The sequence below is a fragment of the Acinetobacter sp. BD54 genome, assembly GCF_044778325.1.
In the GTDB taxonomy this organism is placed as follows: Bacteria; Pseudomonadota; Gammaproteobacteria; order Pseudomonadales; family Moraxellaceae; genus Acinetobacter; species Acinetobacter baumannii.
This window is the reverse complement of the sequence record NZ_JANJEP010000014.1, coordinates 1-12,951: the sequence shown is the minus strand read 5'-3', so window position 1 is coordinate 12,951 and position 12,951 is coordinate 1. Positions and strand designations below refer to the sequence as shown.

8 protein-coding genes are annotated in these 12,951 nt (G+C 39.9%); 7 read left to right on the top strand and 1 reads right to left on the bottom strand.

Going from position 1 to position 12,951, the window contains the following annotated elements; genetic code table 11:
- Window positions 1–22 precede the first annotated feature (22 nt).
- The 3 genes from lpdA (at window position 23) to sucD (ending at window position 3,675) form a co-directional block, all read left to right on the top strand.
- Window positions 23–1,456, top strand: a complete 1,434-nt coding sequence (lpdA, locus tag NQ782_RS17455; protein ID WP_000082610.1) for a dihydrolipoyl dehydrogenase — start codon at window positions 23–25, stop codon at window positions 1,454–1,456.
- A 147-nt stretch (window positions 1,457–1,603) separates the two neighbouring features.
- Complete coding sequence (sucC, locus tag NQ782_RS17450; RefSeq protein WP_001048573.1) at window positions 1,604–2,770, top strand: ADP-forming succinate--CoA ligase subunit beta; 1,167 nt, start codon at window positions 1,604–1,606, stop codon at window positions 2,768–2,770.
- Between the two features lie 14 nt (window positions 2,771–2,784).
- On the top strand, window positions 2,785–3,675 hold the full coding sequence (gene sucD, locus NQ782_RS17445) for a succinate--CoA ligase subunit alpha (RefSeq protein ID WP_000114637.1): 891 nt from the start codon (window positions 2,785–2,787) through the stop codon (window positions 3,673–3,675).
- Between the two features lie 411 nt (window positions 3,676–4,086).
- On the opposite strand, the gene trpS is transcribed toward sucD, so the two are convergent.
- The gene (trpS, locus tag NQ782_RS17440) at window positions 4,087–5,100 is read right to left on the bottom strand and encodes a tryptophan--tRNA ligase (protein WP_000072941.1); all 1,014 of its coding nucleotides are present in this window, start codon (window positions 5,098–5,100) and stop codon (window positions 4,087–4,089) included.
- 207 nt (window positions 5,101–5,307) lie between these two features.
- Here trpS and NQ782_RS17435 point away from each other — a divergent pair, with 207 nt between their 5' ends.
- The 4 genes from NQ782_RS17435 to NQ782_RS17420 form a co-directional block, all read left to right on the top strand.
- Complete coding sequence (locus NQ782_RS17435; RefSeq protein ID WP_000146247.1) at window positions 5,308–6,231, top strand: DUF808 domain-containing protein; 924 nt, start codon at window positions 5,308–5,310, stop codon at window positions 6,229–6,231.
- A gap of 29 nt (window positions 6,232–6,260) precedes the next feature.
- Window positions 6,261–7,160, top strand: coding sequence for a neutral zinc metallopeptidase (locus NQ782_RS17430; protein ID WP_057094298.1), 900 nt, complete (start codon window positions 6,261–6,263; stop codon window positions 7,158–7,160).
- Window positions 7,161–7,397: 237 nt separating this feature from the next.
- The gene (locus NQ782_RS17425; RefSeq protein ID WP_000526259.1) at window positions 7,398–8,900 is read left to right on the top strand and encodes a sodium:proton antiporter; all 1,503 of its coding nucleotides are present in this window, start codon (window positions 7,398–7,400) and stop codon (window positions 8,898–8,900) included.
- Between the two features lie 458 nt (window positions 8,901–9,358).
- Window positions 9,359–12,951, top strand: a 3,593-nt coding sequence (locus NQ782_RS17420) for an Ig-like domain-containing protein (RefSeq protein ID WP_267581271.1), incomplete at its 3' end; no start/stop codon positions are given.

Here is a 12,951-nt window from a genome sequence, read left to right as displayed (position 1 = left end):
ATTCTGGTTTATGGAGATAAAAATGTCTCAACAATTTGATCTTGTTGTCATTGGCGGTGGTCCTGGTGGTTATGAAGCTGCGATTCGCGCTGCTCAACTAGGCTTCAAAGTCGCTTGTATTGAAAAACGTATTCACAACGGTAAGCCTTCTTTAGGTGGTACTTGCTTAAACGTAGGTTGTATCCCTTCTAAAGCTTTGCTTGATTCTTCTCATCGTTATGAAGATACAGTGCATCATTTAGCTGATCACGGTATTACAACTGGTGAAGTGAATTTCGATCTTGCAAAACTTCTTGCTCGTAAAGACAAAATTGTTGACCAATTAACTGGCGGTATTGATCAATTGCTTAAAGGCAACGGTATCGAGTGGTTAAAAGGTACAGGTAAATTACTTGCTGGTAAAAAAGTTGAGTTTGTTCCACATGAAGGTGAAACTCAAATTTTAGAACCTAAATACGTAATTCTTGCGTCTGGTTCTGTACCTGTAAATATTCCTGTAGCTCCTGTAGATCAAGATATTATTGTTGATTCAACTGGCGCATTAAACTTCCCTGAAGTACCTAAGCGTTTAGGTGTAATTGGTGCAGGTGTAATCGGTTTAGAACTTGGTTCAGTATGGCGTCGTCTTGGTGCAGAAGTTGTTGTATTTGAAGCAATGGATGCATTCTTGCCAATGGCTGATAAAGCACTTTCTAAGGAATATCAAAAAATCTTGACTAAACAAGGTTTAGATATCCGCATTGGTGCAAAAGTATCTGGTACTGAAGTAAACGGTCGTGAAGTGACTGTTAAATACACTCAAGCTGGTGAAGACAAAGAACAAACGTTTGATAAGTTAATCGTTTGTGTGGGCCGTAAAGCTTATGCTGAAGGTTTATTGGCTGAAGATTCAGGTATTAAATTAACTGAACGTGGTTTAGTTGAAGTAAATGATCACTGTGCAACTTCTGTAGAAGGTGTATATGCGATTGGTGACTTAGTACGCGGTCCAATGCTTGCTCATAAAGCAATGGAAGAGGGCGTAATGGCTGTTGAACGTATTCATGGTCATGCAGCTCAAGTAAACTATGACACAATCATTTCTGTTATCTATACACACCCTGAAGCGGCGTGGGTTGGTTTAACTGAAGAGCAAGCTAAAGAAAAAGGTCATGAAGTAAAAACTGGTCAATTCGGTTTTGCTGTAAATGGTCGTGCTTTAGCTGCTGGTGAAGGTGCAGGTTTTGTTAAGTTTGTTGCTGATGCAAAAACTGACCGTTTATTAGGTATGCATGTGATTGGGCCTGCGGCATCTGATATCGTTCACCAAGGTATGATTGCACTTGAATTTGTATCTTCTGTTGAAGATCTTCAGTTGATGACTTTTGGTCACCCAACATTCTCTGAAGTTGTTCATGAAGCTGCACTTGCTGTAGATGGTCGTGCAATTCACGCGATTCAACGTAAGCGTAAATAAAATAAAGAGCGGTCCTCCGCTCTTTTTCACATTCGATGGTGTGATTAAAAAATCATCAAGTTGATAGACGTAGACAGCAATTTGCTTATACAACATGAGAATGTTGCGCAAATTGAAGACAACAAACAAAGTTAAGTAGGTAACTAAATGAACTTACATGAGTATCAAGCTAAAGCGTTATTGAAAGAATATGGTATGCCGGTACAAGAAGGTATCTTGGCAACCAATGCAGACGAAGCAGTTGCTGCATTTGAACAGCTTGGTGGTAAATTCGCTGTAATGAAGGCGCAAGTTCATGCTGGTGGTCGTGGTAAGGCTGGTGGCGTTAAAGTTGCAAAATCTAAAGAAGATGTTATCGAATTTGCAAACAATATCATTGGTACTCGTCTTGTAACGTATCAAACAGATGCAAATGGTCAACCAGTAAACAGCATCATTGTTGCTGAAGACGTATATCCAGTTGAGCGTGAGCTTTACTTGGGCGCGGTTGTAGACCGTTCTAGCCGTCGTATTACTTTCATGGCTTCTACAGAAGGTGGTGTAGAAATCGAGAAAGTTGCGGAAGAAACTCCAGAAAAAATTATCAAAGTTGAAGTTGATCCATTAGTTGGTTTACAACCATTCCAAGCACGTGAAGTTGCGTTTGCTTTAGGTTTGAAAGACAAACAAATCGGTCAATTCGTGAAAATCATGACAGCTGCTTATCAAGCATTTGTTGAAAATGATTTCGCTTTATTTGAAATTAACCCACTTTCAGTTCGTGAAAATGGCGAAATTTTATGTGTAGATGCGAAAGTAGGTATCGACTCTAACGCGCTTTACCGTTTACCTAAAGTTGCTGCTTTACGTGATAAATCTCAAGAGAATGAGCGTGAGTTAAAAGCATCTGAATTTGATCTTAACTATGTTGCTTTAGAAGGTAACATCGGTTGTATGGTTAACGGTGCTGGTCTTGCAATGGCAACTATGGACATCATTAAACTTTATGGTGGTCAGCCTGCAAACTTCCTTGACGTTGGTGGCGGCGCAACTAAAGAGCGTGTAATCGAAGCGTTCAAAATCATTCTTGCTGATACGTCTGTACAAGGTGTTTTAATCAACATCTTCGGTGGTATCGTGCGTTGTGACATGATTGCTGAAGCAATTATTGCAGCGGTTCAAGAAGTAAATGTAACTGTTCCAGTTGTTGTTCGTTTAGAAGGTAACAACGCTGAGTTAGGTGCGAAATTACTTGATGAATCTGGTTTGAAATTAATTTCTGCGAACGGTTTGTCTGATGCCGCAGAAAAAGTTGTAGCTGCAGTTAAAGCGTAAGGGGAGTATCAATCATGAGCGTATTAATTAATAAAGACACTAAAGTATTGGTACAAGGTTTTACTGGTAAAAACGGTACTTTCCACTCTGCACAAGCTTTAGACTACGGTACAAAAGTTGTTGGTGGTGTTACTCCAGGTAAAGGTGGTACAACTCACCTTGACTTACCAGTATTCAACACAATGAAAGAAGCTGTACGTGAAACAAATGCAGATGCATCTGTAATCTATGTACCAGCTCCATTCGTTTTAGACTCAATCGTTGAAGCGGTTGATTCAGGTGTTGGCCTAATCGTTGTGATCACTGAAGGTGTTCCAACAATCGACATGCTTAAAGCAAAACGTTATTTAGAAACTAACGGTAACGGTACTCGTTTAGTTGGTCCTAACTGCCCAGGCGTGATCACTCCGGGTGAATGTAAGATCGGTATTATGCCTGGTCACATCCACCAACCAGGTCGTATTGGTATCATCTCACGTTCAGGTACATTGACTTATGAAGCTGTTGCTCAAACAACTAAGCTTGGTTTAGGTCAGTCTACTTGTATCGGTATCGGTGGTGACCCAATCCCAGGTATGAACCAAATTGAAGCTCTTCAATTGTTCCAAGACGATCCAGATACTGATGCAATCATCATGATCGGTGAGATCGGTGGTACAGCGGAAGAAGAAGCTGCTGAATTCATCAAATCTAACGTGACTAAACCTGTAGTAGGTTACATCGCTGGTGTAACTGCGCCTAAAGGTAAGCGTATGGGTCACGCTGGTGCGATCATTTCTGGTGGTCAAGGTACTGCTGAAGAGAAATTCGCTGCATTTGAAAAAGCAGGTATGGCTTACACTCGTAGCCCAGCTGAGCTTGGTTCAACTATGTTGCAAGTATTAAAAGAGAAAGGTTTAGCTTAATTGTTTCCTTGAATCTTTAAAAAATACCGCATCTGAAAAATGATGCGGTATTTTTTTGTATTATTGAAAGCTAAATAAAATGATGTAAGAAATAATCTGGCTAAAAAAGACAAAAAAATACGCAATGATTGGGGTGATCATTGCGTAGAACAACGAATCTGTTAAAAACAGTTTCGGCTTAAGGAGAAATGTCGTGAGGTTCATATCAACCTACTCATGTTATATTAGTGACGCATTCTTATTTGTTCATTAAGGTTCACGTTAATTAGTGTTACTTCACGTTAAAAGGGTAAAAGCGTGTGAATCATAATAAATATATAGAAATTCTAAAGAGTTAAATTATTGAATCTAAATATAATTATAAAAAAAAGCCCCGTAGGGCTTTTTCGATTTATATCTCTAATATAAAAATTAGAACTTAAATAAGCCTAATCCATCTTTAACTTCGTCCAAAGTCTGCTGAGTAATGATTCGACATTTATCAGTACCTTGGCGTAAAACATCCATAATGTAGTCAGGATCTTTAGCAAGTTCTTCACGACGTTCACGTATAGGTGTAATTAATTCTTTTAGTACACCTTCAAGACGTTTTTTAACTGTACCATCACCAAGACCACCACGGCGGTAGTGTGCTTTCAGCTCTTCAACTTCTTCTTTATTTGGATCAAATGCATCTAAATAAGTAAATACAATGTTTCCTTCAACTTGGCCCGGATCTTCGATGCGAAGATGATTTGGATCGGTATACATCGCATTTACAGCTTTTTTGATGTCTTTGTCAGAAGCATTTAAAACAATGGTATTGCCTAATGACTTAGACATTTTCGCTTTACCATCAAAACCAGGTAAACGAGCCATATTAGAAAGCAAAGCTTTACATTCAGGTAAAAGGTCTTGACCAATTTGTCGGTTTACACGACGCACGATTTCGTTAGTTTGCTCAATCATTGGAATTTGATCTTCACCTACTGGTACTACAGTCGCTTTAAAAGCCGTAATATCAGCTGCCTGTGCTACAGGGTAGCAAAGGAAACCGGCAGGAATATCACGTTCAAAACCACGCATTTGAATTTCAGATTTGATGGTTGGGTTGCGTTCCAAACGAGCTACAGTTACAAAGTTAAGATATAACATTGTAAGTTCATTCAGTGCAGGCAAGCATGACTGTACACAAATTGTGGTTTTAGTTGGATCAATGCCTACCGCTAAATAGTCTAGAGCAACTTCTAAAATGTTACGGCGAACTTTATCTGGGTTATCGGCATTGTCTGTTAACGCTTGTGCATCTGCTAATAAGAGATGTTGATGATGGCTATCCTGTAGACCTACACGAGAACGCAAAGAACCGACAAAATGCCCGAGGTGAAGTTGTCCGGTTGGGCGGTCGCCTGTCAAAATAATTGGACGCTGATCAACATTACTCATTATTTATTCCACTATGGTATTGGCTTAATCAGGGATAATAAGCCCTGCAATATAAAAGATTGGCATTATTGTACGGGAAATAAAGTTTTTTCGTCAGCAATTGGCTAAACTTTTCTTAAAATAATATTGTGAATTTATTCAGTAAAATTACAAAAATTGAAAAAAATCATCTTACAATAGTTTAATAAATACAAACCTGGATAAGAAATGGCAAGTGGCTTACTTTTACTACTAGATGATATTGCAACAATTTTAGATGACGTCGCCTTAATGAGCAAAATGGCAGCAAAAAAAACTGCTGGTGTTTTAGGTGATGATTTGGCTTTAAATGCACAACAGGTTACAGGTGTCCGTGCTGATCGAGAATTACCGATTGTGTGGAAAGTTGCTAAAGGCTCCTTTGTTAATAAGCTCATTTTAGTTCCTCTAGCTTTATTAATTAGCGTGATTGCTCCTTGGTTGATTAATCCTTTGTTAATGCTTGGCGGGCTATTCTTATGTTATGAGGGTGTAGAAAAAGTTCTTCATACCATTACACATAAAAAAGCCTCAACCTCAGAAGAAGCACAAAAAGAGTTTGATAGTGAAGAGTTAGACTTGGCGACTTTTGAAAAAGATAAAGTGAAAGGAGCTATTCGTACAGACTTTATTTTGTCAGCTGAAATTGTGGTTATTTCTTTAGGTACTGTGGCAACTGCAACTTTAATGACTAAAGTTAGTGTCCTCAGCATTATTGCAGTTGTGATGACGATCGGCGTTTATGGTTTGGTTGGCATGATTGTTAAGATTGATGACTTAGGTCTATATTTAACAAAACAGGCTGCTTCTTTTAAACAAACTATTGGTCGCGGGCTGCTTGCATTTGCGCCACTTTTAATGAAGTTATTGTCTATCGTCGGCACTATTGCGATGTTTTTGGTAGGTGGAGGGATTATTAATCATACGATTCCTTTACTCCATCATGTTACTGAAAATACAGTTGATCATGTGGAAACTATACCAGCTGTAGGCAACATCATTGGTGCTTTAACCCCAACGCTTATTAACTTTGCAATAGGAATTGTTGCTGGTGCAATAGTATTGCTTGTTGTTAGCTTGATACAAAAAATGTGGCCAAAAGCTTCTAGTTAATCAGGCCATCTACAAAGAAGAGGGAAATTATGCGTTGGAGAGATCGTCGAGTCAGTACCAATGTTGAAGACCGTCGAGGCGGAGGCGGTGTTAGGGCAGGTGGTATTAGTATTATTGGTTTGGTTGTGGCATTTGTTGCATGGAAATTTTTTGGCGTTGACCCCCAACAAGCATATCAGGCAACGCAGCAGGTTACTGCTTCGCAACAATCAAATGCAACTGCACCCGAAAGTTTAACAGCCGAGCAAAAAGAAGCTTCTGATTTTGTTGGAACAGTATTAGCCGATACAGAGGATACGTGGACACCTATTTTTAAACAGTTAGGTAAAACTTATACACCACCAAAATTAGTCTTGTTTAGTGGGATGAGTCAGTCAGGCTGTGGTACAGCTCAGTCTGCAATGGGTCCCTTTTATTGCCCGGCAGATCAGAAGGTTTATATAGATACAGAATTCTTCAAAGATATGCGTGAGCAGATGGGAATATCTGGCGAACAAAATCAGACAGAATTATCGAGACAAGATCAGGCAGGAGACTTTGCCCAAGCTTATGTAGTTGCCCATGAAGTAGGACATCATGTTCAAACTTTGCTTGGTATCTCATCTCAAGTACAACAGGCTCGAGCACAAGTCAGTCAAAGAGAAGGTAATCAGTTATCTGTACGTCAAGAATTACAAGCTGACTGTTTAGCGGGTATCTGGGCCAATCATAATCAACAGCGTACTCAGTTTTTAGAGCAGGGAGACGTTGAGGAAGCAATGGATGCCGCGCAAAAAATTGGAGATGACTACTTACAAAAACGGGCAACTGGACAGGTCGTTCCGGATAGCTTTACTCATGGTAGTAGTGAACAGCGAATGCACTGGTTCCAAGTCGGTTTAAAAACTGGTGATATTAGCCAATGCGATACTTTTAATAATTCTATCTAAATCTATAAATAAGATGAGTTTACAAGGTGTTTAAGTAGGCTCATCTTTTTAATCATCCCTCCAACATAATTAATGTTAAGAAATTTAACTAATTGATAGAATGATTAACGTAATTCGTTAAACTTGTATTCCAACTTTTTAATTGCTTGGGCACACATGAGGTGCCTATTTTCTCGTTCTGTTCAGTTCTGCTGTCTAGATTTTTTATTTGGTCATTGACCCAGAAGAAGGGTGTTCATGGGTAATTTTTTCTTATTACAAGCATTTACGGTTGTATTTGCCTTATCAATTGCGACCACCATATTTAATAAGCGTATTTTGGGCTTTCCTCAGGCTATCGGTGTACCTCTTGTTTCTGCGATTTTTGTCTTCATTTTGCAATGGGGAGCCAGTCTTTTAAATGGTAATCAATTCATTACTATCAATATTCATAATATTGAGGAAGCCGTACGTCACATCGATTTCTATGATTTTTTAATTAATGGTGTTATTTGCTTTATTCTGACGTCTTCAGCACTTAAATTTAAAATTTCAGATCTAAGAAGCTATTGGAAACAGATTAGTATCTTAGCCACTATTGCCTTGGTAATCTGCGCTGTATTGTTTGGTAGCTTACTTTACGGTTTCCAATTGTTAGTTGGACATCATGTACCAATTTTGGTTCTTCTATTATTAGGTGCAGCATTGGGTGCAACAGACCCGATCGGTATTAAAGGTGTTTTAAGTTCAATTCGTGCTCCTCATCATCTCATTGTTAAATTAGAAGGAGAATCTTTATTTAACGATGCGATGTGTATTGCCTTATTTATGACATTACTGAATGTTTTACAGGGTGAACATTTTTCATTGGTTGCTACATTAGAAGCTTTGCTTTATGAAATTGTGGTTGCTGTTGGTATTGGGTGGGCATTTGGGATAGGTACTTTACGCTTATTGCGTGGTAAACACGAAATGGAATCTCTGATTTTAACAACTGCATTACTTGCAAGTGGAGCATATTTGGTGGCTCTATTTGCCCATGCATCCGCACCGATTGCCTGCGTCATTGGTGGTTTAATCGTCGGCAATAAATGGAAAGAAATTCGCGAAGAGCGTGAGATCAGAGAGGTTAACCATTTTTGGCATACGGTAGAAGGGATTATCAATTCATTCTTATTTACCTTAATTGGCCTTGAGTTATTTATTCTTGACTTAAACTTTAGCCTGATTTTAGGTGGAATAGTTGCTTTCTTTATTCTGCATATTTCTCGTTTTGCAGCAAACTTTATGTCTTTTGCTTTCTTCCCAACAATGCGTAAGACCAAAAGTTACAATGGTAGTTTAACTATTTTATCTTGGGGTGGTGTTCGAGGAGGGATTTCACTCGCTTTAATTTTGGCGGTCGCGAATATTCCGGCGCTGAGTCCTTATAGTAGTATTCTGATTGGATATACCTTTATTAGCGTATTGTTATCTGGTGTAGTGTGTGGACTTGGCCTTCCTGCGGTAATGAATGCGTTTTATTACAATCCTAATGAAGAAACGGAAGGGCTTAAAGGCTTTTATCAAAAGCTATGCCATAAAATGAATCGCCGTGGCTTTCAATATATAGTTGGAGAAGATGCATTAGGAAGAGAAACAATTACTATCTTTAACCCAGATGTTATTGTTGATCAAAAAACAGAAGACGGGATCGCAACTATGCATGATCCAAATAAGTTACAAGAAGTAAAACGTTTCGAAAGTCCCGATAATTTCTAAAAGTAAATAAAAAAATAATTTTATTTGAATATAAAAAAGAGGCTTTAGTGTAATAGTAAAATATTATCTAAGGCCATTTTTTTTCTATATATATCATTATTAATATATTTTATTTTATTGAGATATTAAAACTTGTTATATAAAAATTTAAATTAAAATAATTTTCAATGAATGTTCAATAATAAGAAACTAATTTTGTTTTATATATAAAACATTTAATAAGCTTGTTGAATAAATTATAAGTAGAAAAATCAGATTTTTATTTATATAAAATTTGTATTAATTAATTTTTTTTCTTTGAGTACTTTAGTATTTGTTTTTTTTATTTTAAAGTTTTTAATGTAAAAATGATCACATTACTTAATGTTTTTAAGTTGTAGGTCAAAAACTCGAAAACATTAAGTAAAAAGAATTATACATAAAATCATTTAAATCAATAATATAAAAGGAATATAGATATGCCTGAGATACAAATTATTGCCAAGGATAATCATAAAACCTTGGTAACCACAGAGGGAACTTCTGCAAAACTTTCAGAAGCGTCAGTTGTGTTGGTGAAAGTGGCTGCCAGTGATGTATTGGTAGTGAATAGGGAGGGTACCAATGCAGTCATACGTCTGAAAAATGGCGAGACTATTGTTATTGAAGGCTTCTTTAGTGGAACAGCTGAGCCTAAAGATAACAGTCTGGTTTTCCAAGATGAAAATGGACAGTTGATTTGGGCAAAATTCAAAGATGCTGAAAATGATGCAGATGCTGATAGTGATGCGGACGCAGATGCTGACAGTGACGTGGAACCACAAGCACTTTTAGGTGAAGATTTACCAGCAGCTCTACCAGCAGAAGCTCCACAAGAGTTGGTATCTGATGTTATTTACCAGCCTATTTCTTCAATTGAGCCTCTACTTTATCATGATGCAGGCGTGAACCCATGGTTATGGGCTGCTATTCCACTAGTTGCAGGCGGTATTATCGCTGCAGCATCAAATCATGATAGTGATGATGATTCTTCAGTACCTGCTGATACCACTCCACCAAGTACCGATGGCGTAACTTTCTCGGTTGACCCTGTTACTTCTGATAATGTGATTAATGCATCAGAAGCATCCGGTAATGTCACCATTACAGGTGTTTTGAAAAACATTCCAGCAGATGCGGCCAACACGGCCGTTACAGTTGTTATTAATGGGGTAACTTATAATGCGACTGTAGATAAAGCAGCAGGTACATGGACAGTAAGTGTACCGGGCAGTGGTTTAGTTGCGGATGCAGATAAGACGATTGATGCCAAAGTAACGTTTACAGATGCAGCAGGTAATAGCAGCAGTGTTAACGATACACAAACTTATACACTTGATACCACTGCACCAAATGCACCAGTGATTGACCCAGTTAACGGGACAGACCCGATTACAGGTACAGCAGAACCTGGTTCAACAGTGACTGTGACTTATCCGGACGGTAGTACGAAAACTGTTGTAGCAGGACCGGATGGTACTTGGACTGTGCCAAACCCAGGTTTGAATGATGGCGATGAAGTTACAGCTGTAGCAACAGACCCTGCTGGCAATACATCAGGCCCAGCAACGGCAGTGGTTGATGCAGTTGCGCCGACAGTAGCACTTGATGATGTACTCACTAACGACAGCACACCAGCACTTACTGGTACAGTGAACGATCCGACAGCAACTGTAGTTGTCAATGTGGATGGCGTTGACTATCCGGCAGTGAACAATGGTGACGGCACCTGGACGCTTGCAGACAATACACTTCCTGCATTAACTGATGGTCCACACACCATTACCGTGACTGCAACAGATGCAGCAGGTAACGTAGGTACAGATACAGGTGTTGTGACAGTTGATACAGCTGCTCCAAATACAGCTGGCGTTACCTTTACGATTGACTCAGTAACAGCTGACAATGTGATTAATGCATCAGAAGCAGCAGGTAATGTCACGATTACTGGTGTTCTGAAAAACATTCCAGCAGATGCGACTAACACGGCCGTTACAGTTGTTATTAATGGGGTAACTTATAATGCAACGGTAGATAAAACAGCAGGCACGTGGACAGTAAGTGTGCCGGGTAGTGGTTTGGTTGCGGATGCAGATAAGACGATTGATGCTAAAGTAACGTTTACAGATGCAGCAGGTAATAGCAGCACTGTTAACGATACGCAAATTTATACATTAGACACAGCTGCTCCTGCAGCGCCAGTAATCGACCCAGTTAACGGGACAGACCCAATTACAGGTACAGCAGAACCTGGTTCAACCGTAACAGTAACCTATCCTAATGGTGACACAGCAACAGTTGTAGCAGGACCGGACGGCAGTTGGTCAGTACCAAACCCTGGCCTTAATGATGGTGACGAAGTTGAGGCAATTGCTACAGATCCAGCAGGCAACCCATCTTTACCAGGTACAGCTACTGTTGATGCAGTTGGTCCAAATACCGATGGCGTTAACTTCACGGTTGATTCAGTAACATCTGACAATGTGATTAATGCATCAGAAGCGTCAGGCAACGTTACTGTTACTGGTATATTGAAAAACGTTCCGGCAGATGCAGCAAATACAGTGGTCACTGTTGTGATCAATGGCCAGACGTATACTGCAACTGTAGATAGCACAGCAGGCACATGGACAGTAAGTGTACCGGGCAGTGACTTGACTGCGGATGCAGATAAGACGATTGATGCCAAAGTAACGTTTACAGATGCAGCAGGTAACAGCAGCAGTGTTAACGATACACAAACATATACAATCGATACCACTGCACCTGATGCACCAGTAATTAACCCGGTTAATGGGACAGATCCAATTACAGGTACAGCAGAACCTGGTTCAACCGTAACAGTAACCTATCCTAATGGTGACACAGCAACAGTTGTAGCAGGACCGGACGGCAGTTGGTCAGTACCAAACCCTGGCCTTAATGATGGTGATGAAGTTACAGCAATTGCTACCGATCCAGCAGGTAACCCATCATTACCGGGTACAGCTATTGTCGATGCAGTTGGCCCAAATACCGATGGTGTTAACTTCACGGTTGATTCAGTAACATCTGACAATGTGATTAATGCATCAGAAGCATCAGGCAACGTTACTGTTACAGGTGTATTGAAAAACGTTCCGGCAGATGCAGCAAATACAGTGGTCACTGTTGTGATCAATGGCCAGACGTATACTGCAACTGTAGATAGCACAGCAGGTACATGGACAGTAAGCGTACCAGGTAGTGACTTGACTGCGGATGCAGATAAGACGATTGATGCCAAAGTAACGTTTACAGATGCAGCAGGTAACAGCAGCAGTGTTAACGATACACACACATATACAGTTGATACGGTTGCACCAAATGCACCAGTAATTAACCCGGTTAATGGGACAGATCCAATTACAGGTACAGCAGAACCTGGTTCAACAGTAACTGTGACTTATCCAGACGGCAGTACAACAACAGTTGTTGCAGGACCGGGTGGTACTTGGACAGTACCAAATCCAGGTAACCTGGTTGATGGTGATGAAGTTACAGCAATTGCTACCGATCCAGCAGGTAACCCATCATTACCAGGCACAGCTATTGTCGATGCAGTTGGCCCAAATACAGATGGTGTTAACTTCACGGTTGATTCAGTAACATCTGACAATGTGATTAATGCATCAGAAGCATCAGGCAACGTTACTGTTACAGGCGTATTGAAAAATGTTCCGGCAGATGCAGCAAATACAGTGGTCACTGTTGTGATCAATGGCCAGACGTATACTGCAACTGTAGATAGCACAGCAGGCACGTGGACAGTAAGCGTACCAGGTAGTGACTTGACTGCGGATGCAGATAAGACGATTGATGCCAAAGTAACGTTTACAGATGCAGCAGGTAACAGCAGCAGTGTTAACAATACACACACATATACAGTTGATACGGTTGCACCAAATGCACCGGTGCTTGATCCGATCAATGCAACAGACCCAGTAAGCGGTCAGGCAGAGCCTGGTTCAACCGTGACTGTGACTTACCCTGATGGCACCACTGCAACAGTGGT

What these genes read in the sequence shown, in the direction of transcription:
- lpdA (WP_000082610.1), top strand. Translation starts at nt 23, where the DNA reads ATGTCTCAACAATTTGATCTTGTTGTCATTGGCGGTGGTCCTGGTGGT.
- sucC (WP_001048573.1), top strand. Translation starts at nt 1,604, where the DNA reads ATGAACTTACATGAGTATCAAGCTAAAGCGTTATTGAAAGAATATGGT.
- sucD (WP_000114637.1), top strand. Translation starts at nt 2,785, where the DNA reads ATGAGCGTATTAATTAATAAAGACACTAAAGTATTGGTACAAGGTTTT.
- trpS (WP_000072941.1), bottom strand. Translation starts at nt 5,100, where the DNA reads ATGAGTAATGTTGATCAGCGTCCAATTATTTTGACAGGCGACCGCCCA.
- NQ782_RS17435 (WP_000146247.1), top strand. Translation starts at nt 5,308, where the DNA reads ATGGCAAGTGGCTTACTTTTACTACTAGATGATATTGCAACAATTTTA.
- NQ782_RS17430 (WP_057094298.1), top strand. Translation starts at nt 6,261, where the DNA reads ATGCGTTGGAGAGATCGTCGAGTCAGTACCAATGTTGAAGACCGTCGA.
- NQ782_RS17425 (WP_000526259.1), top strand. Translation starts at nt 7,398, where the DNA reads ATGGGTAATTTTTTCTTATTACAAGCATTTACGGTTGTATTTGCCTTA.